Source organism: Kribbella hippodromi, assembly GCF_039531045.1.
Taxonomy (GTDB): domain Bacteria; phylum Actinomycetota; class Actinomycetes; order Propionibacteriales; family Kribbellaceae; genus Kribbella; species Kribbella hippodromi.
In genome coordinates this window covers 57,921-80,493 of record NZ_BAAAPH010000026.1, presented here as the reverse complement: position 1 = coordinate 80,493, position 22,573 = coordinate 57,921, and the positions used below count along the sequence as shown (strand labels likewise).

16 protein-coding genes are annotated in these 22,573 nt (G+C 67.3%); 7 read left to right on the top strand and 9 right to left on the bottom strand.

What is annotated here, in order from left to right:
- Window positions 1-308: 308 nt before the first annotated feature.
- Complete coding sequence (locus tag ABD260_RS31685) at window positions 309-2,459, bottom strand: HNH endonuclease signature motif containing protein (RefSeq protein WP_344239528.1); 2,151 nt, start codon at window positions 2,457-2,459, stop codon at window positions 309-311.
- Window positions 2,460-2,767: 308 nt separating this feature from the next.
- On the opposite strand from ABD260_RS31685, the gene ABD260_RS31680 reads away from it, so the two are divergent.
- Window positions 2,768-3,268, top strand: coding sequence for a histone deacetylase (locus tag ABD260_RS31680; RefSeq protein WP_344239526.1), 501 nt, complete (start codon window positions 2,768-2,770; stop codon window positions 3,266-3,268).
- Here the strand turns inward: ABD260_RS31680 and ABD260_RS31675 are convergent.
- Together ABD260_RS31675 and ABD260_RS31670 are read right to left on the bottom strand one after the other, a co-directional pair.
- Complete coding sequence (locus ABD260_RS31675; protein WP_344239525.1) at window positions 3,258-5,351, bottom strand: M6 family metalloprotease domain-containing protein; 2,094 nt, start codon at window positions 5,349-5,351, stop codon at window positions 3,258-3,260. The genes ABD260_RS31680 and ABD260_RS31675 overlap by 11 nt on opposite strands.
- A 101-nt stretch (window positions 5,352-5,452) precedes the next feature.
- Window positions 5,453-6,484: a beta family protein gene (locus ABD260_RS31670; RefSeq protein ID WP_344239523.1), complete on the bottom strand. Its 1,032-nt coding sequence runs from the start codon at window positions 6,482-6,484 to the stop codon at window positions 5,453-5,455.
- Window positions 6,485-6,599: 115 nt separating this feature from the next.
- On the opposite strand from ABD260_RS31670, the gene ABD260_RS31665 reads away from it, so the two are divergent.
- From ABD260_RS31665 to ABD260_RS31655, 3 genes are all read left to right on the top strand, one after another.
- Window positions 6,600-7,961 carry an NAD-dependent succinate-semialdehyde dehydrogenase gene (locus ABD260_RS31665; RefSeq protein ID WP_344239521.1) on the top strand — a complete coding sequence of 454 codons (1,362 nt, stop codon included), beginning with the start codon at window positions 6,600-6,602 and terminating at the stop codon, window positions 7,959-7,961.
- 137 nt (window positions 7,962-8,098) lie between these two features.
- Window positions 8,099-9,550 carry a tetratricopeptide repeat protein gene (locus tag ABD260_RS31660; RefSeq protein ID WP_344239519.1) on the top strand — a complete coding sequence of 484 codons (1,452 nt, stop codon included), beginning with the start codon at window positions 8,099-8,101 and terminating at the stop codon, window positions 9,548-9,550.
- 42 nt (window positions 9,551-9,592) lie between these two features.
- Window positions 9,593-10,474, top strand: a complete 882-nt coding sequence (locus ABD260_RS31655; RefSeq protein ID WP_344239517.1) for a hypothetical protein — start codon at window positions 9,593-9,595, stop codon at window positions 10,472-10,474.
- On the opposite strand, the gene ABD260_RS31650 is transcribed toward ABD260_RS31655, so the two are convergent.
- Window positions 10,411-11,037 carry an excalibur calcium-binding domain-containing protein gene (locus ABD260_RS31650; RefSeq protein ID WP_344239580.1) on the bottom strand — a complete coding sequence of 209 codons (627 nt, stop codon included), beginning with the start codon at window positions 11,035-11,037 and terminating at the stop codon, window positions 10,411-10,413. The genes ABD260_RS31655 and ABD260_RS31650 overlap by 64 nt on opposite strands.
- Before the next feature lie 334 nt (window positions 11,038-11,371).
- Here ABD260_RS31650 and ABD260_RS31645 point away from each other — a divergent pair, with 334 nt between their 5' ends.
- Window positions 11,372-11,890, top strand: a complete 519-nt coding sequence (locus tag ABD260_RS31645; protein ID WP_344239515.1) for a PaaI family thioesterase — start codon at window positions 11,372-11,374, stop codon at window positions 11,888-11,890.
- On the opposite strand, the gene ABD260_RS31640 is transcribed toward ABD260_RS31645, so the two are convergent.
- The 5 genes from ABD260_RS31640 to ABD260_RS31620 form a co-directional block, all read right to left on the bottom strand.
- Complete coding sequence (locus ABD260_RS31640; RefSeq protein WP_344239513.1) at window positions 11,878-13,143, bottom strand: aspartate aminotransferase type Ic; 1,266 nt, start codon at window positions 13,141-13,143, stop codon at window positions 11,878-11,880. The genes ABD260_RS31645 and ABD260_RS31640 overlap by 13 nt on opposite strands.
- A 79-nt stretch (window positions 13,144-13,222) precedes the next feature.
- On the bottom strand, window positions 13,223-15,649 hold the full coding sequence (locus ABD260_RS31635) for a penicillin-binding protein (protein WP_344239511.1): 2,427 nt from the start codon (window positions 15,647-15,649) through the stop codon (window positions 13,223-13,225).
- Window positions 15,650-15,763: 114 nt separating this feature from the next.
- On the bottom strand, window positions 15,764-16,609 hold the full coding sequence (locus tag ABD260_RS31630) for a carbohydrate ABC transporter permease (RefSeq protein WP_344239509.1): 846 nt from the start codon (window positions 16,607-16,609) through the stop codon (window positions 15,764-15,766).
- 1 nt (window position 16,610) lies between these two features.
- Window positions 16,611-17,453: a carbohydrate ABC transporter permease gene (locus tag ABD260_RS31625; RefSeq protein ID WP_344239578.1), complete on the bottom strand. Its 843-nt coding sequence runs from the start codon at window positions 17,451-17,453 to the stop codon at window positions 16,611-16,613.
- 95 nt (window positions 17,454-17,548) lie between these two features.
- The gene (locus ABD260_RS31620; protein WP_344239507.1) at window positions 17,549-18,895 is read right to left on the bottom strand and encodes an extracellular solute-binding protein; all 1,347 of its coding nucleotides are present in this window, start codon (window positions 18,893-18,895) and stop codon (window positions 17,549-17,551) included.
- Between the two features lie 234 nt (window positions 18,896-19,129).
- Here ABD260_RS31620 and ABD260_RS31615 point away from each other — a divergent pair, with 234 nt between their 5' ends.
- Both ABD260_RS31615 and ABD260_RS31610 read left to right on the top strand, forming a co-directional pair.
- Window positions 19,130-21,502 carry a glycoside hydrolase family 3 N-terminal domain-containing protein gene (locus ABD260_RS31615; RefSeq protein ID WP_344239505.1) on the top strand — a complete coding sequence of 791 codons (2,373 nt, stop codon included), beginning with the start codon at window positions 19,130-19,132 and terminating at the stop codon, window positions 21,500-21,502.
- A gap of 4 nt (window positions 21,503-21,506) precedes the next feature.
- Window positions 21,507-22,547, top strand: a complete 1,041-nt coding sequence (locus ABD260_RS31610) for a LacI family DNA-binding transcriptional regulator (RefSeq protein WP_344239503.1) — start codon at window positions 21,507-21,509, stop codon at window positions 22,545-22,547.
- Window positions 22,548-22,573 lie beyond the last annotated feature (26 nt).

Below are 22,573 nucleotides of genomic sequence, written 5' to 3'. Positions count from 1 at the left end.
GGTACCTGCGATCCCAGCCCGTACTGACCGCGCGCCGCCTTCGCACAGGTGGACAAGTCGGGGCCAGTGTTCACGGTGGACAGACCCTGGTTCGCATCCATCGACAGATGCGGCGGGACAGCAGATGCGGCGGGACGAGGTGCGGCGGCTTCGGGGCTATGAGGCTTTCCGTTGGACTCGGGCGGTCCCGGCTGGTTGGAGTGGCTTGGGTTGACTCGAAGGTGTGCCTTGGGTTCGGTGGTGCTGAGTGCTGAGTGCTGAGTGCTGAGTGCTGAGTGCTGAGTGCCGGGTGCGCTCATTCGGTCTGGCTAGGCTGCGGCGGGGCCGTCGTGGGGTTCTCCGGGTTCGCTCCGGTGGGTGGTTGCGCTACCGGTCATCGACCGCTGTTCCTCACCGGCGGGGCAGTTTTCGGGGTGGGCGTTCTTGCCTGGGCGATCAGGTGAGTCGGGTACGTCGCCGCGCTGCTGGTGGATGTCTGGGTGGCCTGCGTCATCGGAGTTGGCCCAGTTTTCACGGCGGTTGTGGTCGGGGTCGCTGTTGTTGAGGTTCGCGTCGGTGGGCGGATGGTCTGCCCATGGGTCGTAGGCATCGTGTGTGGCAGGAGTGGGGCTGTTTCGGGGAGTGGGTGTTGGGCTGTTGTCGTCGGCGCATCGGTTGGTGGGTGTGTGGTGGAGGTTGCGTGGCTGGTTGGGTTGTTTGTTGAGGGGTTCGCCGCACACGTTTAGGTCTGTGGTGGGTGGTGCTTGGTCAGCTGCTTCGTGGGGTCGGGGTCGGGGTACGGCGTGGGAGGTGTCGCCCCACGGGTCGAGGCGCGCGGTGTCGTCGGGGGTGATCCACGGTGGGTCGGTGTCACGTGGCCAGAGACGTACTGGAGCGCCGGACGACGCTGCCGAGGGTGACATAGCGCCGGGCGACCGTGTGCTGGACAGGTCCGTGCTGGACTGGCCTGTGCCGGGCAGGGCCGTGCTGGACTGGCCTGTGCCGGGCAGGGCCGTGCTGGACTGGCCTGGGCCGGACAGACCAGGGCCGGACAGACCAGGGCCGGGCGGACTTGTGGAGGGTGTCGGGTCTGCGGCGGTGCGGGTGGCGGGTGGCTGCGGGGTGGGTACGTGGTGTGGGGTGGTGGTTGGGCGGAGGGTTGGGGACGGTGGGTGGGCGTTGTTGTGGGGGATGGGGTTTGGGGTGGCCCAGGTGGGGCGGGATACGTGGACGGTGCCGTTGGTGATGTTGATGTTCCAGTGGCCGCGGTGGAGGTCGCGGTGGCAGCGTTTGCAGAGGAGGGCCAGGTTGGTGAGCTTGGTTTCGCCGCCGTCGATCCAGCTGATGATGTGGTGGGCGTCGCAGTAGATGGGTGGGGCGGCGCAGCAGACGCAGCCTTTGTCACGGGCGACGAGAGCTTTGCGAATGGGGCCGGTGGCCAGTCGTACGGTGGAGCCGACGTCCAGTGGCTGGGAGTCTGAGCCGAGGACGATCGGCAGGATCTGTGCATCGCAGGCGAGCCGGCGGATCGTGGCGGCGGAGAGGGCGTCGCCGTAGATCAGCCGACCCGTGGCGGACGCGGTGGCTGCCTTCAGGTCGTTGAAGTCGATGGTTACGGTGATGTGCGGGCGTGGAAGCGGACCGCGGATGGAGCTGTTGGCTGCGCTGTCGGTGTGTGCCGTCGAGGGGGTCGCAGTCGAGGGGGCGGGAGGTCCAGCAGTAGCTCGGGCTGTAGCGGACTGTGGTGTGGCGGGTTGGGGTGTGAGGTTCAGGATCGTGGTGAGGGCGTCGGCGTGGCGTTTGCTGCGGGGGCGGGGGTCGAGGGCGCCGTCGGTGGTTTTGTGGGGCTTTGCGTGGGTGTGGATCAGGGTGCGGAGCAGTTCGGCGTTCTCGTTCGCCAGGTAGCCGTTGAAGCTGACGCCGTTGTCGGCAGGTTTCAAGGTCAGGGTTTCGCGGTCGTACGCCTTCTGCTCGGCCGGTTCGGGGCCGTCGGTGTCGAGGAGGTTGCGGATCTGTACGCCGGCCTTGCGGAGGTCGAGCGGGCCGTGGGTGCGGGCAAGTTCCACCATTTCCCGTTCGGCGACGGCGAGGTCCTCGACCGGTACGGTGGCGGGCAGCTTGTCCAGGGCGGACACGATCGCCTCTGCCTGGGCCGGATGTAACAACACGTCGCCTTCGCTGGTGGTGTTCTCTGAGGCGGGGTCGGGGAGGGCGGCGGCGACGGCCGGGTAGTTCGGCAGGGCGTTGGCCAGCTGGACGTCGCGCCGGGCCTCGGTGGCGTCGATACGGTACCGGAAGGTCAGGAACCGTGCGGTGGTGCCGGCGCCGACTTCTTTGGCATGACCAACGGTCTCGAGGCGGGCGATGAGTCGCAGCGCGAAGGTCTTCAGGCGGGCGATTTCGGCATACGTGGCATCGAGCGCGGCGACCATCTCACCACCACTCATCGACCACACCGGCTGCTCTCCGAGTACCTTCATGCCCACACCTTAACCGCCACACGATCGCCTGACAAACCGGAAAGCCCTTATTTTCAAGGGATTACGGCGATCAGAGGTTGTCCACAGATTTGGGCGATTCCGCACCTGGCTGCAAGAATGCCTGAGCAAACGTGATATGCGAGCAGAGAGTTGCTAGAGGCAACCAATGCAACGAGGGGAGAGATGTGAACCGCGTCTGGTACGTTGCGTATGGGTCGAATCTCGCGCTTGAGCGGTTTGCGTGTTATCTCGCGGGTGGGCGACCGAGGGGTGGGGCGCGGGTGTATCCGGGGTGCCGTGATCGCGCCGTGCCTGAGCGGACCGCGGGCGTCGCGGTGCCTGGCAGTCTGGTGTTTGCCGGGGCGTCGAAGGTTTGGGGTGGTGGGTCGGCGTTCTACGATCCGGGTGCGGTAGGGGAGGTTGCGGGGCGGGCGTATCTGTTGACGCCCGCGCAGCTCGGTGATGTCGCAGCGCAGGAGATGTGGCGAGAACCCGGTGGCGCCTTCGCCCAGGAATTAGCCGCGCTTCTGCCGGACGTGGCGGAGATCCATACGCTGGGTCCCGGGCGGTACGAGACTGTCGTCCGGCTCGGCGAGTACGAGGGTGTGCCGATGTACACCGTCACCCATGGCTCCGTTGCGGAACTTGAGCCCGTTGCTCCGAAGGCGGCGTACCTGCGGTGGATAGCGACCGGTCTGGTGGAGGCGCACGGGTGGGACGTCGCGCGCGTTGTGGAGTATCTGCATGCGGCGCCGGGTGTTCAGTTGGCCTGGACACCCGGCGCCCTCCAGGTGGCGCTCAGCGTTTGATGGCGGTGCAGGTGGCGGTGGAGGTTTTGGTGGGGTTGCTTTCGGACGTGGCGGTGAGGGTGATTTTGGCGATGGGGGAGCGGCCGGGTTTGGTGTAGACGGGGACGGTGATTTGCTCCCCGGCGTTGGCGGTGGCGAGTGCGTTGGGGAGGGCGATGGGCCAGTCGTTGCCGTTGACCTTGGCGGAGAGGCGGTAGACGTCGCCCTTCAGGTACGGCGCGACCTCGTCCGGACCGGTACCTGCCTGGCCCGTGTTGGTGAGGCGGAAGTTGCAGGTTTGTACGCCGCTTCCGTCCGGCTTCGCGACGGTCGGCAGGAGGCGTACGCCGCGCTTCTGCGGTCCCGCGCCATCCAGCGACCGGATCGCGACCGTGTACGACAGCACGCCCTGGCGGTCCCGGTGCACATTGGTGACGTAGAAGTGCAGCCGGTTCGCGGCGTCGGTGTACTCGTACTCACTGCCCGAGTTCGTCCCGGCGTGGAACAGTGCGTCGGACAGCTGCCGGTAGTCGCCGATCGTGATCGGGACCTTCGTACCGTCGGGCAGCACGTAGTCGGTCATGTTGATGTCCTGCGGGTTCGCGTCGATCACCCACTCGAACGGCGCGCGGTCCTGGTTCTTCGTCTTCGCGAGCAGCACCCCGGAGTCGGGCGTGAACGAGTCCGTACCCATCCGGTCCACCACCTCGACCGTGTAGTTCTGGTACCCGCGGCCGTCGCACAGCGGGTCCTTCGCCACATCGCACGGCGCAGCGAGATCGCCGGCGCCGCCGAGCTCGACGTTGATCCCGGACAGTTCGTCAGCACCGGGCTGTACGCTCCGCGCCTTCACGTTGGCGATCACGACACCGGACGAGGCGAGTGCTTCGCGGGACAGCCGCAGTACGTTCTGCTCGTCGACCATCTTGAGTTTGAGCTTGTTCCGCAGCATGTGTTGCGCGCCCATCGACGTGCCGCCGGTGGCCGGGATCATCCAGCGGCTGTGCGGTCCGCCGGGGCCGTTGAAGCTGCCGCGGCTGAGCATCTCCCAGATCCCGGTGTACGCGCGTCGCGGCGGCACCCCGTACGGGTTGTTGTAGTTGTCGCCGATGCCCAGGATGTGGCTGAACTCGTGCGCGAACACGCCCATCCCGGAGCTCTCCGCCTGGGTCGACGAACCCCCGCCCGCGTTCGGCCAGATCGACGCGCCGGCTGCCCATGAGGTCCAATCGACGTAGCGGGTGTCCGACCAGTTGCGGCCCTGCGAGTTCGGCGGGCCGAAGGCGGTGCTGACGTCCTCCTTGGTCGGGAACTTCATCATCCCGAACTCCTGCCAGGTCGACGACTCGTCCTGGCCGGCGCTGAGGAAGAACACGAAGTCGTACCCGGCGGGTACTTGCGGGCCCTGGTCCGCGATCCAGGCCGCACGGCCGTCGGCGCGGATGTCCTTGGTGCAGTTGTCACCGGTCGGGCAGTCGGCGGCGCTCTGGAACTCCATCCCGTACTCGTGGGACTTCCCCGGCATCCGGTACGGGCCGAAGGCGGTGAGGTCCACGCCGTACCGGCCGCCGGAATCCTCCATCCAGTACTCGTGCAGGGTGTGACCGTGGTTGAGCGACTCCGGCGTGTTCAGGAAGTCCTTGTAGAACTTCGCGACCTGGTCCCGCGGCACTCCGTTCGCGGCCGCGCTCGGGTTCCCGAACACGGTCGAACCCTTGGGCTTGGTGATGACGAAGTCCTGGTTCGGGTAGTCGAGCAGCACCAGCGCACCCTTGAAGGTCCGCTCGGAACCCTTCACGGCCGGGTCGGCCCAGTTCGTCCCCGGCGGTTTGACGTAGTCGTCCCACGTCATGTGGTCGGGATTCTCCCAGTTCTGCGGGTCGATCGCGCCCGGCAGCCCGGTGGACAGCGACTTCGCCACCCGCGCGTCCGGCCCCGACTCCTGCCAGGGCTGTTTCTGCGGCCAATGTGGGTACTGCCAAGCATTCGCGGGGTCCGGGGGCGCGCTCCCACCCGGCGACGCCAGCGCCAGCGAAGGCACCGAAACAGCGACCAGTACGGCCACCAGCCGTACCACACGACGAATCTTCCGTAGCTCAGACACGGGCGGTATCCGATCGACGAACGGGCGGGGACATCGAGCTGACCAGAGCATGCCCTCTCCAGCCCCACCACACAACAGATCACGGCGCGTACACGGCCAAGTCAGGCTGCGGTGAGACCAGCCAGGTACGACAGATGGTGTGAGGTCGAGAAGGCGACAACCTTGGTCTTCGATCCGTACCCCTGAGTCCCGCCGGCCGCCACGGTCGCGAAACCACGATCTCCCCAGGAGAACTCCGGCCCGGCAAAGCTGCCGGAGCCGAGCAGACTTTGGCCGGCCACCCCGACAGCCTCGGCGACAAAGTGTTCATTGTTCACGATCCTGATCGGCTCGCGGACATAGAGCCAGTGATCGGAGCAGCTGTACTTCACGCTGACATGATTGCTCCGCCTGATGCCAGGCCTGGAGATCGGATGGACTACACCGTAGTCGCCGAAACGTACCGAGCTGAACCCGGATTCGACGGCGGTGCGCCACGCTGTTTCCTCGTGTCGTGGTTGCTCCCAGACAGACCTCTCCGACAGCGACTGGGGGATGGATCCGCCGAGCAACGTGGTCGATCGGAACTCGAACCTGCTACTGAGCCCATCGAGGAGCGCCATCGCCGCGTGCGTGAGGTGTTCGGATCGGGCCGGCACGTAGCTCAGGTCGACGATCAAGTCGAGGGCCTCGACGTCGAGTTCGTCGACCAGCTCGGCGACTTCTGCTGCCGAGGAGGACGCTGCCGGGACGCGTAAGGCGCAACCATGTCCGAACTCCTCGGCGAACGCTCGCAACCGATGAAGGAGCGGCTGATCGCCTGGGCGTACTACGGGGATCAACGGAACGGGATCAAGCGGCAGCTCGCCGGCGGGGGCCTCGAGACGGTCGGCCAACTCTGCCAGCCATTCGAAGCGCTGTTCGTTGGAGTGGATCGTGTTGACATCCGCGATCACCACACGACCCAGTGAGTGCAGGCGCCGGAGCGCGTTCTCGACTCGGGTCAGCATGCGTTGCGCGGTCTTGCCCTCGTCCACCTCAAGGACGAGGAGAGGTTGTACCCCCAGGTCGTGGGGGAGGGTGTTCAGAGCCTCGAGTTCGCCTTGTTTGGACCGTAGTGCCACGAGTGTCCGGAAGTCGCCAGGGTTCTCCACGTCGCCCTCCCGTTACGCAGTGTTGTTCAAGCCTAAGCGGTACGTGGCTATCGCGCAGCTGAACTCGAATGGGAGACTGTATACAGTATGGTGGAACGGACGGATGGAGGAGTTCATGTATTCGGTGACTGATCCGGTGACGGGTGTGGTGGTGGAGGAAGTGGTCAATTCGACTGATGTGGAGGTGCGGGAGGCGGTTGGGCGGGTTTGTGGTGGGTACGCGGCGTGGCGGCGGTGGGAGGTGGGGGACAGGGCCGCGGTGGTGGCGCGGGCGGGGGAGTTGTTTGCGGAGCGGGCGGATGAGCTGGCGCGGATCATGACGCTGGAGATGGGGAAGCGGGTCAGTGAAGGGCTGGGGGAGGTCGGGATCGTCGCAGACATTTTTCGGTACTACGCGGAGCGCGGGCCCGACCTGGTTGCGGATGAGCCGATCGAGATCAAGGGTGGGCGGGCGGTGATCAGCAAAGGGCCGATCGGTGCGCTGCTCGGGATCATGCCGTGGAACTTCCCGTGCTACCAGGTCGCGCGGTTCGTGGCGCCGAATCTCGTGCTGGGGAACACGATCCTGCTCAAGCACGCGTCGATCTGTCCGCGGTCGGCCCGGGCGATCGAGGAGATCCTGTACGCGGCCGGCGTACCGGACGATGTGTACGTGAACACGTTCGCGTCCAGCCGGCAGATTCCGGCGATTCTCGCGGATCCGCGGATCGCCGGGGTGTCGCTGACCGGCAGCGAACAGGCCGGGATCGCGGTCGCCGCCGAGGCCGGGAAGCACCTCAAGCGGACCGTACTCGAGCTCGGCGGCTCCGACCCGTTGATCATTCTCGACAGCGCCGATCTGGACGAGACCGTCAACGCCACCGCGACGGCGCGGATGCGGAATTGTGGACAATCCTGCAATGCGCCCAAGCGGATCATCGTCCTCGCCGACCTGTACGACGAGTACGTGGACCGCCTCGCCAAGCGCGTCACCGAGTACTTCGTACGGGGCGACCCGGCCGACCCGGCGACGAAACTCCCGCCGCTGGCCTCGATGGCGGCCGCGGACGAGGTCGCCGCCCAGGTCGCGAAGGCAGTCGAGCAAGGCGCGACGCTGCGTGCCGGAGGCAACCGGATCACCCCAGGCGCGTACCTGGAGGCGACCGTCCTGACCGATGTCACGCCGGAGATGGACGCGTACGCCGAGGAGATCTTCGGTCCGGTCGCGATCGTCTTCCGGGCGGCGGACGAGGACGACGCGATCCGGCTGGCCAACGACACGCCGTTCGGTCTCGGTGCGTCGGTGTGGGGTACGAACGAGGAACGCAACCGCCGCGTCGCCGATCGGATCGACGCCGGCATGGTGTACCTGAACCGGGCCGGCGGGTCGCAGGCAGACCTCCCGTTCGGTGGTATCAAGCGCTCCGGCCTGGGCCGCGAACTCGGTCCGGCCGGGATCGAAGAGTTCATGAACCGCAAGTCCATCCGCCTGAGCTGACACGGGCCTAGAGCGGCTGACAAGCTGCTGACGGGACCTGGCAGGGGCGCTGTCCGGACCCGGCCGTTCAAGCTGCGGATGCACCTCGCACCGGTCACACTTGAGCTGACGATTTTTCATGACCGAGAGCGATGTCGATGAGCTTCCAGCAGTTGCCGCCCCCGACCGGGCTCCCGTACCCGGGACCAGCACCGAAGTTGCCGTCCACCCAGCTCCACGACCCGCTGGCTGTTGCCGTGGGCAACGCTTCGCTGCTGGGTCTCGGCTACTTCCTGATCCGCCGCTGGATCTTCGGCGCGCTCGGCCTGCTGGGTACGATCATCCTGATCGCCCTACTGGTCACCCAACGCCAAACCGGGTACGAGTTCGGCCTGATCGCGTGGGGACTGCTCCAAGTAGTACATGGCTGGTTTCTCGCGTACCGGCAACCGCTCCGCAAGGCCGATCTCACCAAGCGGCTGATCGCCCTCGGCGTGACGGCCGGGGTGCTCGGCGGATTCGCCTTCGAGCGGTACGACACGCAGCGGATCGACAACCAGGCGGTGGCCGCACGCGACGCGGGCAACTGTGACGGCGTACGCGCGGCCCAGGCCAAGTACAACGTCGGCCACCGGCTCGGCAACGCACCGCGGACCGTACGCGTCGAGGGTGATGTCTCGGCTTGCGATCGCCTGGACACGGCTGAGTCGAAGCTGCGGATCGCGACGTCGACGGCCGATGTGAACGCATTGGACGAGCAGTTCGGCGTCCTGTCCGATGTACTGAACCAGCCGGGACAGACGCAGACCGTCGGCAAGGTGGTCGACGGGTTCGTCAGCGAGCTGCCGACGAGCGACCCCTGTCGGACGATCGAGCTGGCCGGCTGGTTGCGGGCGCGGAAGCCGAGCGGCACGGTGCTCGACCGGGCGACGACAGTGGTGCCGAAGATCGAGCCGGCCGCGCTGCTCGGGTGTGCAGACGCCTCGGCGGCCAAGGCGCTGTGGCCGGACGCGCTCCGCACGTACCAGCTCCTGCTGACTCGCTACCCGCAGGCCGAGCAGGCGGCGCGGGCGAAGGCCGGAGTCCAGAAGGCCAACTACGAGATCCTGCAAGCGCAGATTCGCCAGGAGCTGGAGCGCGTACGTGAGCTGGTCAGGTCCGGCGAGTACTGCTCGTCGCCCGCGAAGTTCAGCCCCGCGCCGCGAATCCGGGCCGGCGTGAACCGGGCGATGTTCGAGGGCTCGAGCGAGTACCCGGCCAAACTGCCGTCGCAGTGGAAGGGCACGACCGCGGACAACACCGCGCTGATCGTGTGCGTCGGCTCGAAGGGCACCGGGCCGGCGGTTCGTACCTGCCGCTACACGCCCATCGTCGGCGGTGGCAGCGCGACGAACGTGACCTTCCACAACATCACCGTCGGCGTGAAGGTGTACGAGTTGCGCACCGGCAGCCTGATCCGCACCGGCACGATTCAGATCACCGGTACGGTCTGCCCGGCGACCATCTCGTACATGACCTTCAAGGGTGTCGGCGCGCCGGATCCCGATCAGGACGTCCGGCCGACGACCGCCACGATCCAGGACGCGTTTCGCGCGCTGGTGGTGCGGTAGGGCGCGCATACTGACGGTACGCCCGGACGAGGGAGGCCGCGGATGAGTGGTTACTCCATCAAGACCTACCGGTACCTGCGGATGGCGATGGTGGCGATGATCCTGCTGCTCGCCGTCGCGCTGGTGATCGAATGGTCGAAGACCGATCCGCGCTGCCTGCAGACGTCGATCAGCGCGTACTACTACACGCCGGTGCGCGCGATCTTCGTCGGCTGCCTGATCACCATCGGGGTGTGCATGGTGGTGCTCAAGGGCAACACCGAGACCGAGGACATCCTGCTGAACGTGGCCGGCATCCTCGCGCCGGGCGTCGCGCTGGTGCCGACGCCCGGACAGGGCAGCTGTCATTCGGTACCGGTCGCGCTCGGCGACGCGGCGGCCAACGTCTCGAACAACATGCTCGCGTTGTTCATCCTCGGCGTACCGTGCCTGCTGCTGACCGCGTACTTCATCATCCGCGACCGGATGCGCCGGCCGGCCGGATGGACACCGATGTACGTCGTCGGGCTCGGCGTCGCGGCACTGATCTTCGGCGGCGGACTGGCCTGGTTCCTCGCCGATCGATCCGGCTTCATCGGGAACGCGCACTACGCGGCGGCGATCGTGATGTTCCTCTGCATCATCGTGGTGGTGCTGGTGAACGCCGTGGAGTTCCGGTACCGGCACACCGCACCGCAGTCGCTCGCGAACCGGTACTCGGTGATTGCCCTTGCGATGGTGGTCCTGCCGTTGGCGATGGTCGGCTGGCGGGCGCTCTTCGGTTGGGCACACGCCGTGCTGTGGATCGAAGGCACACTGATCGTGCTGTTCGCGGCCTTCTGGATCAGCCAGACGCAGGAGCTGTGGAACGAAGGAGTGCGTCAGGAGTTGCCGCGGTCGCCACAAGCCACGCCGTCGCCGTTGCGGTCGAGCTCGCGGGAGTAGCCGGGCTGACCTCGATACAGCGGGGCTTTGCCGGCGGCGCGGACCTCGTCGCAGTTGCGGTAGTACACGGTCGTCCGCGGTGCCGTCGGGGTGGTGCTCGCCCGCCCCGGCCCGTCGGTCGGACCCCACGTTGGTCCCCAGGTGGGACCCCGCGTCGGCGTCCACGTCCGCCCCGAAGTCGGCCCCGTCGATGGCACGCCAGTCGGCACCCCCGTCGGCGCATCAGTCGGCGCATCAGTCGGTGCACCGGTCGGCACTGCAGTCGACCCAACCGTCGACCCAACCGTCGGCGCTGATGTCGTACCACCAGTCGGTGCTCCAGTCGGTGCTCCAGTCGCAGCCTCGGTCGCTCCCGGCGTCGGGGACTGTGCCGGCACGGACGTCGCCGCACCCGCCGACGGCGAACTGCTCGGCACCTCAGTCGCCGTACCCACGGGCGTCACCACACCTGGCGGAGCCACAGCCGGCCCGCCCGTTCGCCTAGCCGACGCGCTCGGCACAAACTCCGGCGCTGTCCCAGTGCTCTCCCCACCACTAAAGGGATTCAGCACCACCAACGCCATCAACCCCACCGGCAGCGCGACGATCCCCAGCGCGGCCACCCGCGGCGGCCCGCCGTACCTTCCGATCGGTCCCCGAACCGCCCGCCCATGCTTGTCCACCCAGAACGCCCACCCAGCCGGTGCGGCCGGCCAGTTCTCCGGCGGCTGCCAGCGCCGAGGTGGTCGCCAGCCTCGCCGCGGCGGCTCCGGCCATTCCGGTGGTGTATTGAATTGCCTCACTCGAACCCTCCCCGCCGGGCAGCCTAGCGATCCCGGCACGAACACGCCCGGGCACCCGCCGAATGCGGCCTAAGTCTCGTTGACAGACTCAGCCGGTGGGTGTGAGGCTCAGGACATGACGGAGACTCAGGTGGATCGGAGCCGGACCTTCAGCTGGTCGGATCCGGCCGAGACGGCGGCGCTGATCGGCAGCTCGACCGGACTCGAGACGTTGCGGGCGATGCAGGACGGCCGGTTGCCGGCGCCGCCGATTCTGCGGCTGGTCGGCGCGACCGGGTTCGAGGCGGAGGAGGGCAAGGTCACCGTGTTCATGCCGGCGGCCGAGTTCCACTACAACCCGCTCGGGTCGGTGCACGGCGGCGTGATCGCGACCCTGCTCGACACCGCCGCCGGCTGCACGGTGCATTCGACGCTGCCGGCCGGTTTCGGGTACACGTCGCTCGACCTGATGACCCGGTTCGTCAAGCCGGTCACGGTCGCGTCCGGTGTGCTCCGCTGCGAGGGCGGCATCATCAGCCGCGGCCGTCGGACCGCGGTAGCGGAATCACACCTGTACGACGAGCGCGGCAAGCTGCTCGCCCACGCGACCTCGACCTGCCTGATCTTCGAGCTGCCGAGCCATCAAACCGTCTGATCCGCCAGCAGCTTCTCGGTGGCGACCAGCCGGACGCAGGTGGCCAGGCCGGTGATCGCGGCCTCGACCTCGGGCAGTTCCGGGTACGTCGGCGCGATCCGGATCACCTGGTCGGTCGGGTCATCGCCGTACGGGTGCGTCGCGCCGGCCGGGGTGATCGCGATCCCGGCCGCCTTCGCCTTCGCGACCACCTCGCGGGCGCAGCCCTCCGGCACCTGCAAGCTGATGAAGTACCCACCGGCCGGCGCGGTCCACGAAGCTAGTCCGGTGCCGCCGAGCTCAGTCGTCAGCACCTTGTCGACCACGTCGAACTTCGGCCGGATCAGCCCCGCCAAGGTGCGCATGTGCGTACGCAGCCCGTCCGCGTCGCGGAGGAACTGTACGTGCCGCAGCTGGTTGATCTTGTCCGGACCGATGCTGCGCTTGACGGTGTGGCTCAGCCACCACTCGATGTTCGCGGGCGACGACCCGAAGAACGCGACGCCCGATCCGGCGAAGGTGATCTTCGAGCTGGAGCCGAACACGAACGCGCGATCCGGGTGCCCGTTCTCGGCGCAGAGGGCGAGCACGTCCGCGAGCTCGACCGGTGAGTCGGTCAGGTGGTGTACGGCGTACGCGTTGTCCCAGAAGATGCGGAAGTCCGGTGCGGCGGTGTTCATCGCGGCCAGCCGCCGGACGGTCTCGTCCGAGTACACCGTGCCGTCCGGGTTGCTGTACTTCGGTACGCACCAGATGCCCTTGATGCCGGCGTCCTCGGCGACCAGCCGCTCGACCACGTCCATGTCCGGGCCGTCGGTGGTCATCGGGACCGGGATCATCTTGATGCCGTACCGCTCGCAGATGCCGAAGTGCCGGTCGTAGCCGGGCACCGGGCAGAGGAACGAGAGTCCGTCGACGTCGGCCCAGCGCCGCTCCGCGCCCGGCACCTTCCCGAGCAGCGCGAACACGATCGCGTCGTGCATCAGCTCGAGGCTCGAGTTGCCCGCGGCCAGGAGCTGGTCGACCGGCACCTGCAGGTCCGCGGCGAAGATCTCCCGGACCTCGCGCAGGCCCTGCAGACCGCCGTAGTTGCGCAGGTCGGTGCCGTCCGCGGCGACCGGGTCACCGGCCAGCCCGAGCACGCCGTTGGCGGCGTCGAGCTGTTTCGGCGACGGCTTGCCCCGGGTCAGATCGAGCTTCAGGCCCTTCGCCACCAGCGCCTCGTAGTCCTGGCGCGCACGCTCGGCCTGGGCAGTCAGCTCTTCGACACTCACGGGGGAGTCCTTTCACAAGTACCGGTCTTCGAGGACCAGCGTAGTGACTCCCACCCGGCGAGTTACGCCGGGGGGAAGCTCACCTGCCCCGCTTGCATCTCGGGAACCTCGGATCCGTGGGCGGGCAGTTCGGGATCGTCGGTGGTTTGATCGTCGGCGGCGGGACCGGTGGGGTGACCGGCGGCGTCACTGGCGGTGTCACCGGCGGCGGCGTTTTGGCCTTGCTGCCGTTCGAGATGATCAGCGTGACGATCGCGCCTTCCGGAGCGCCGTCCTCCTGCCGCGGGGTGGTCCAGGCGACCGTGCCGTTCGGCGCGTCGGAGTCGACCCGGTCGCCGTGCGACATGACCGGCTTGAAGCCCATCTGCAGCAGCTTCGCCGCGGCGTCGGCCGGCGTCATGCCCTTCAGGTACGGCAGGTCCTTCACGTTGCCGCGGATGATCTTGTCGTCGGCCTTGACGAACTTGGTCGACGGCAGGCCCTGCAGCGCCTGCTGCATCGCGGTCTCCCAGACCGGCCCGGCGGTGCCGGAACCCGACGCGTCGCGAAGCTTCTTGCCGTTGAAGACCTGGCCGATGATGTCCTTTGCAGGCGGATCGGCGTCGCCGACGACGGCCGCGCCGGCCAGCTTGGACGAGTACCCGGCGAACCAGACGGCGTGGTTCTCGTTGATCGTTCCGGTCTTGCCGGCCAGGTCGCTGCTGCCGAACCGCACCTTGGCGCCGGTGCCGCCGCTCTGCATCACCTGGTTCAGGACGTAGTTGACACCGTCCGCGACCCCCGGCGAGAGCACCCGGTGGCAGTTCGGCCCCGGCGTCGGGATGTTCTTCTTCGTCTTCAGCGAGGTGATCGAGGTGACGACCACCGGCGTGCAGTACATCCCGCGGGCGGCGAAGGTCGCGTACGCGTTCGACAGCATCACCGGGGTGATCAGACCGACCGAGCCGAGCGTGAAGGACGGCACCTGCTGGAGCGGCTTCATCGTCTGCGCGTCGTACATCCCGAGGTCGGCCGCGACCCTGGCGATCGGGCAGAGACCGATCTGCTGGGACAGCTGCAGGAAGTAGGTGTTGGTCGAGGCCCTCGCGGCGTCGACCATGGACGGGTCGGCGATCGTCTTGGTCGAGTTCTTCGGCGTGTAGTTCGGATCGGAAACGGTCCCGGTGCAGGTGCTGAACGCCTTGCCGCTCAGGTCGATCGTCTGCGGCGAGTTGATCCGGTACGTGGTCGGGATCTGCTTCTTGATCGCGGCGGCGATGGTGAACGCCTTCATCGTCGACCCGTTCTGGAAGCCGCCGAAACCACCGGGGTAGGACTTCTCGACGTTGTAGTTGTACGCCGTCTGCCCCTTCTTCGCGCCGTACGGCCGGCTCTGCGCCATCGCCCGGACCAGCCCGGTGCCGGGCTCGACCAGGGTGACCGCGGCGACGGCCTGGTCGCCGGCCTTCGAGTGCTGCTTGATCGAGTTCTCGGCGGCGGTCTGCATCTTCGGGTCGAGCGAGGTCCGGATCACCAGGCCGGCCGTCTCGATGTAGTTCTCGGCCTCGTCCGGCGTCTTGCCGAAGGCCGGGTTCGCCTTCAGCTTGGCGACCACGTACTCGCAGTAGAACGGGTACCGCGAGTTCGCGCAGCCGCTCGGCACCACCCGGACCTTGGCCGGATCGATCACCGGCGTCTTGATCGCGTCCTGGGCCTGCTTGGCGGTGATGATGTTCAGCTCGTTCATCCGGCGCAGCACCACGTCGCGGCGGTCCTTGGCCCGCTTCGGGCTGTCGATCGGGTCGTAGCCCTTCGGGTTCTTCACCAGGCCGGCCAGCATCGCGGCCTGCGGCAGGTTCAGCTTGGCGGCGTGCACGCCGAAGTAGTGCATCGCGGCGGCGTCGATCCCGTACGAGCGGTCGCCGAAGAAGGCCAGGTTCAGGTACCGGGTCAGGATCTCGTCCTTGCTGAGTTCCTTCTCGACCGCGATCGCGTACCGCAGCTCGGCGATCTTGCGCTCGTACGTGTCGTTGGTGGCCAGCTTCACCTCTTCGGGCGTCCGGGCCTTGTTGACCAGGCTCAGTTTCACGTACTGCTGGGTGATGCTCGATCCACCCTGCTGTACGCCCCCGGAGGACTGGTTGCGCAGCAGCGCCCGCAATGTGCCCTTCGCGTCCAGCGCGCCGTGCTGGTAGAACCGGTCGTCCTCGATCGCGACGATCGCCTTCAGCATGATCGGGCTGATCTGCTTCAGCGTCACCGGCGTCCGGTTCTGCTGGTACAGCGTCGCGATCGTGCTGCCGTCGGCGGCCAGGATCGTGGTCCGCTCCGCCAGCGGCGCGGTCTTCAGGTCCTGCGGCAGGTACTGGACGCTGTCGTGCGCCGCTGCCGTCGTCACCCCGGCCAGCCCGGCGAACGGAAGGGCCAGGCCGGCCGCCAGCGCGCCCGCGAGAGCGCTGACCAGGAGAAACACGAACACCGACCCCACGACGTTGGGCCGGCCGGCTCGCCGCTCGCCTCTGTGCATGGTTGGGCAGATTACGTCAGGTCAGGCACTTCCGGGAGTCTCCTCGTTACAGAATTTACGCATTTGCCCATCGATTTCACCCTCCGTGACCAAATCTTCACCGTCGAGCGACAATCAGCGGCTGAATCCGGCGGTCAGGCCGCTGAGCAGCTGGCGGCGGCTGACGGCGTACAGGATGACGATCGGCAGGGTGGTGAGGACGACCGAGGCGAGCACCGCCGGTACGTTCACGCTGTACTGACCCTGGAAGGTCCACAACGCGAGCGGAAGCGTGCGCTTGTCGGGGCTCTGGGTCAGGATCAGCGGGAGCAGGAAGCCGTTCCAGACCGCGAGGCCGTTGTAGATGCTGACCGTGACCAGCGCCGGTCGCGTCAGCGGGAACGCCAGCCCGCGGAGCATGCCCCACTCGGTGGCGCCGTCGACGCGCATGGACTCGAACAGTTCCTTCGGTACGTCGCGGATGAAGTTCGACAGCACCAGCACGGACAGCGGGATCGAAAACGCGATCGACGGCAGGATCAGGGCCAGCAAACTGTCGTACAGGCGCATCCGGATGATCAGCAGGTACACCGGGATGATCGTGGCCTGCAACGGAATCGCCAGGCCCATCAGGAACAGGCCGTTGACCCCGGCAAGGAACTTGCTGCCCGCGCCGCGGATGATGGCGTACGCGGCCATGAACGAGATCCCGACCGCCGGAACGATGGTGCCGATGGTGACGATCACGCTGTTCAGGAAGTAGCGCGGGAAGTCGGACTGGATCACCAGCTGGTAGTTGGTCATCGTCGGTGCCGACGGCAGCGCGAACGGGTTCTGGGTGAAGTAGGCGCTCTGGTCCTTGAAGCTGGTGACGACGATCCAGTACAGCGGGATCAGTACGATCAGCAGCCACACCCAGCCGCCCAGCCCGCCGAACCAGTTGAGCTGCAGCAGCTTGCGGACCCGGACGTCACGATCCATCTCAGGCACCTTCCTGCTGGCTTGCCGTCGTGCTGCCGCCGAGCCGCCGCAGCAGCAGGGCCAGCGCCAGACCGAGCAGCACGATCAGCGCGGCGATCACGCTGGCCGGACCCATCTGGTTCGACATGAAGCCACGTTTGTACATGTCCAGGGCGAGGACGCGGGTCGCGTCACCGGGACCACCCGCGGTGAGGACGAAGATCAGGTCGAAGAAGGTCAGCGACCCGACCACCATCAGCGTCGACGAGGTGATGATCGTGTACTTGAGCTGCGGAATCGTGATGCTGAAGAACTGCCGGACCCGGCCGGCGCCGTCGATCGACGCGGCCTCGTACATCGTGGTCGGGATCTGCCGGACGCCGCCTTGGTAGATCAGCGAGTGGAACGGGATGAACTGCCAGGACACGATGAAGATCACCACGCCGATTGCGAGGTTGCTCTGGCCGAGCCAGTCCTGGGTCAGGAAGCCGATGTGCAGTCCGGCGCCGAGCCCGAAGTTCGGGTCGAGCAGCGCCTTGTAGGTGATCGCGATCGCGGCCGAGCTCAGCAGCAGCGGAACGAAGTACAGCACCGCGAGGAACGCCCGGTACCGCTGCCGCCCGGCCAGGAACGTACCGAGCAGCAGACTCATCGGGGTCTGCACGGCCCAGGACAGGATCATGATCTCGAAGGTCACCAGGATGCTGTGCGGCAACTGGGGATCGGAGAGCACGGACTTCCAGTTCGAGAACCCGGCGGCGTGAATCGCGCCGAGGCCGTCCCACTGGGTGAAGCTCAGCACCAGGACGCCGGCCAGCGGTACGACCCCGAACACGACGAACAGCAACAGCGCGGGCAGCACCATCCAAGCCACCGGCCCGCTCCGCCCAGCAGCGGACGCCCCGGCGCGCGACGCGGCCGTACTGCCCGCTGTTGGTGCTACGGGCGGAGCGGTAGCAGTCACTGGCCGATCACCGCGTTCATGTTCGACGCGAACTGCTGGGGGGAGATGGAGAGCTGGAAGAGTTTGGCGATGTTGTCGAGGAGGGTTTCGGCCTGGGTGGGGCTGAGCGCCTGGTCCCAGGACTGGGCGAAGTTCTTCGCGTTCGCCGACGTGTCGTAGACGAAGTTCAGCCACTCCGAGTCGTTCTTGTCGGTGATCGCGGACAGCTTGTCCTTCGAGCTCTTCGCGACCGCGATGTTGCCGGACTTCACCCACGCCTCGACCGACGCGTCGTCAAGGGTGTTGTTGGCAAGGAACTTCTTCGCGGTCTCCTTGTCGGCAGCACTCGCCTTGGACGAGATCGACAGGTACTGACCCGGGTTGCCGACCGTGTCGGTCGGATCGCCCTTGCCGCCGTCCACCGGCGGGAAGTTCATGTACCCGAGGTGCCCGCCCGTGACGAAGTCGCCACCAGAGGACTTCATGTTCCCGTACGTCCAGGCACCGTGCAGCATCATCGCCGCCTTGCCGGTGAAGAGCAGCGCCTGATCCGCGTTCGAGTCGGCGGTGATCGACGAGAAGCCCTTGATGAAACCGTTCGCCTTGATCAGCTTCTGCATCTCGTCCAGTGCCTTCAGCGCGGACGGATCCGACCAGCTGTTCGCCTTGCCGTCGTAGATGTTCTGGAAGACTTCCTTGCCGCCGATCCGGTCGAACAGGAACTCCAGCCACATCATGTTGGTCCAGCGCGACTGCCCGCCGAGCGAGAACGGCGCGATGCCCTTCGCGTTGAACTTCGGCACCAGGTCCATGATGTCGCCCCACGACTTGGGCGGTTCGGCGCCGATCTTCTCGAACTGGCGCTTGTCGTAGAACAGCACGATCGGGGTCACGGTCTCGACCGGCATCGCGTACGCCTTGCCGTTCACCGTCGCGGCGCCGAACGCGGACGGGAAGATCGAGTCCTTCAGCTTCGCGTTCTGGCTGAAGAAGTCGGTCAGATCCTCGACCTGGTTGGCTTCCACGTAGCTCTTCAGGCCGCCGCCGCCCCAGCCCCAGATCAGCGTCGGTCCCTGGCCGGCGCCGATGGCGGTCTTGATCTTCTGCTTGAACGCGTCGTTCTGGAACTCGGTGGTCTTCAGCTGCGAGCCCGAGTTCGCGTCGTTGAACCGTTTGACCTGCGCCTCGCGGATGGCCTGCTGCGGCTGTCCGGTGAGGAACCAGTAGGTGGCGCCGCTGCCGGCCGCGGCGCCGGTGGTGGAACCGGGTGTGCTCTTCGGGCCGGAGCTGCCGCAGGCCGCGAGACCGGCGGCCAGCGCGCCACCACCCACGAGGCCTAGGAACGTACGCCGGGAACTAGTCATGGGATCCACTGTGATCTCCTTGCGGAAGCACCTGCCATGATGACTTGTTTTCGAAACATAGATTTCGTGGATACGACTGTCAAGACTTGAACTAAGGGCACTTCAGGGTCACAGTGAGGTCACATAAGCCCTGGTGGCACAGGTGATCCACAGTTTTCGCGGTATCACCCAAGAGTTTCGAAATGTTTTCGAAACTTGCTCACGGCCGTGGTCGATGATCAAGGGAGATTTTTTGTGTCCAGTTCGATTGACCGGCCCTGGCGGGACCCCGCTCGGCCCGCCGCGGAGCGGGTCGCGTTGCTGCTCGCGGCGATGACTCCGGCGGAGAAGGTCGCGCAACTGGGCAGCCGCTGGGCCGGCAACGACATGGCGGACGCCGAGCTTCCCGCGGACGAGACCATCAACGTGGCACCGATGGAGGACATGTTCGCGACCAGTGGCTCGCTGTCGCTGGAGGACGCCAGCAGGGACGGGCTCGGTCACCTCACCCGGGTCTGGGGCAGCTACCCGCAGACGATCGAGCAGGGAGTGGCCGAGGTGCTCCGGCAGCACGAAGTGGTGCTGAAGGGATCACGGCTCGGCGTACCCGCGTTGGTCCACGAGGAATGCCTGACCGGCTTCACGACGTACGGCGCGACCGTTTACCCGGCGTCGATCGCGTGGGGCGCGACGTTCGATCCGGAGCTGGTCGAACGCATGGCGGCCGCGATCGGGCGGGACATGGCCGCGGTCGGCGTACACCAAGGACTCTCACCGGTACTGGACGTTGTCCGCGACTACCGATGGGGTCGTGTCGAAGAAACGATGGGCGAAGACCCGTACGTGGTGGCGATGCTCGGATCGGCGTACGTCCGCGGCCTGCAGAGCGCCGGCGTACTGGCGACCCTGAAGCACTTCGCCGGGTACTCGGCATCGCGCGCCGGGCGGAACCACGGCCCGGTGTCGATGGGCAAGCGGGAGTTGCTGGACTTCATCCTGCCGACCTTCGAGACCGCGATCGCGACAGCCAACGCGGGGTCGGTGATGAGCTCGTACTCGGACCTGGACGGGCTGCCCGCGAGCGCCGATCCGTGGTTGTTCACCGACGTACTGCGCGACGAATGGGGCTTCGAGGGGACCGTCGTCTCCGACTACTGGGCGGTGCCGTTCCTCGCCTCGATGCACCGGGTCGCGGCGGATACAGCGGATGCGGGCGTACTGGCGCTGACCGCCGGGACCGACGTGGAACTACCGGACACGATCGGGTACGCGGGTCTGCTGGACAAGGTGCAGTCCGGTGAGCTGTCCGAGGAGCTGATCGACCGCGCGGTCCGGCGGGTGTTGTTGCAGAAGGTGCAGCTCGGTTTGCTCGACGAGGACTGGTCGCCCGAGGTGCACGCGGACGGTGTCGAGCTGGACTCGGCGGCGAACCGGGCGATCGCGCGCGAGCTGGCCGAGAAGTCGGTCGTGCTGCTGGACCAGGGCTCGGCGCTGCCGCTGGACCCGGGCACGGCGCTGCAGGCGGCGAAGATCGTCGTGGTCGGCCCGATCGCGGGCGATCCGCGGACGATGATGGGCTGTTACGCGTTCCCGAACCACGTCCTGCCGCGCTACCCCGAGCGTGGGTTGGGGATCGAGGTTGTCTCGCCGGTCGATGCCCTACGCAACGAGTTGCCTGCCGCGGAAATCCTTCAGGTCAAGGGATGTGAGGTGATCGGCGACGACCGGTCCGGATTCGCGGACGCGGTCGCGGCGGCGCGGGACGCGGATGTGTGCGTCGCGTACGTGGGTGATCTGTCCGGACTGTTCGGTCATGGGACGTCGGGGGAGGGGTGCGACGCCGAGGACCTGCGGTTGCCGGGAGTTCAGGGCGAGTTGCTGCACGCACTGCTCGACACCGGGAAGCCGGTGGTGGTCGTAGTCGTTTCGGGCCGTCCGTACGCGCTGGGTGAGTTCGCGGACCGGGTGGCTGGGCTGGTGCAGGCGTTCATTCCAGGGCAGGAGGGTGCGGCGGCGATCGCGGGCGTACTGAGCGGGCGGATCGTGCCGAGCGGGAAGTTGCCGGTGCAGATCCCGCGGCAGGTCGGCGGTCAGCCCGGTACGTACCTGCAGCCGGCGCTCGGCAGTGTCGAGAGCGCGGGCATCAGCGGGCTCGAGACCAGGCCCTTGTATCCGTTCGGGTACGGCGGGTCGTACACGACCTTCGACGTTGGTGAGCTGCGGTTGAGTACGGACGAGATTGCCGTCGATGGCGAGTTCACTGCGACGGTACGGGTCCGGAACACCGGTGATCGTGCGGGTGACGAGGTCGTGCAGTTGTACGTACGGGATGTGGTTGCGCGGGTGGCGCGGCCGTTGAAGCTGCTGACCGGGTTCGCACGCGTCACGCTCGCGCCGGGGCAGGCGGCCGAGGTCACGTTCCGCGTACATGCCGATCGCACCGCGTACACGGGTCCGGATCTGCGGCGGATCGTCGAGCCCGGGGAGCTGGACGTGATGGTCGGCACGTCGTCGCTGGACCTGCCGTGTCGCGCCACCGTCCGGATCACCGGGGATGTGAGGGTGGTGGGACACGACCGGGTGCTGACGACGCCGGTCACGATTCAGGATGATCCGGGCGGAGGGTGATGAGATGTCGCGGTTGAAGGGTCGCGTCACCCTGGCCACGGTGGCCGGGTCCGCGGGGGTCTCGGTTGCCACGGTGTCCAAGGTGCTCAACGGGCGGAGCGATGTCTCGGCGGTGACCCGGGCGCGGGTGCAGGAGGTGCTCGAGCGGCATGGGTACGTCGGGCGGCGTCCTGAGCCGGCGCATCGCGACACGGTCGAGCTGTTCTACCAGGGCGTCCTGAACGCGTACTCGGTCCAGGTGATCCAAGGTGTGGTCGAGGCCGGGCAGGCGGCCGGCGTGGACGTCGTACTGAACGCGCATCCGCCGCACCCGCAGACAGCCGGCAGCGGCCGAGCCGCGCGCTGGATCCGGGACCTGATCGGCAACGGCCGCCGCGCCGCGATCGGGCTGACCAGCCAGCTGTCTGCCGCGGATCTGGCCGCGCTGTCCCGGGCGCGGCTGCCACTGGTGGTCGTCGACCCGGCGAACATCCCGCAGCCGGACGTGACGAGCGTCGGCTCGACCAACTTCGCCGGTGGGATGGCCGCCGCGCAGCACCTGCTGTCACTCGGCCACCGCCGGATCGGGTACGTCGGTGGGCAGCCGACCTCGGGCTGCAACCAGGCGCGGATGAGCGGCTTCCGGAGCGCAATGGATTCGGTCGGCGCGGAGGTGCCGCCGGAGTACATCTGGCTGAGCGACTTCCTGTACGACGACGGGCTGGCCGGTGGGGCGTCGATGCTCGACCTGGCCGATCGGCCGACGGCGATCTTCGCGGGCAGCGACGAGGTGGCGCTCGGCGTACTCGAAGCGGCCCGGGCTCGTGGGCTGCGGGTGCCGGAGGATCTCAGCCTGGTCGGGTTCGACGACACCGAAGTGGCGCGGCTCGCGTCGCCGCCGCTGACCACGGTGCGGCAGCCGTTGCGCGAGATGGGCGCGGTGGCGCTGCGGACCGCGTTGCAGCTGGCAGCGGGGGAGCAGGTCGCGTCGCACCACGTCGAGTTGGCCACGTCACTGATCGTCCGCGGGTCGGCCGCACCCCACGAGATGTCGACGGTCGCCTAGTCCTTTCGACCGCGTAGTCCCTCCGG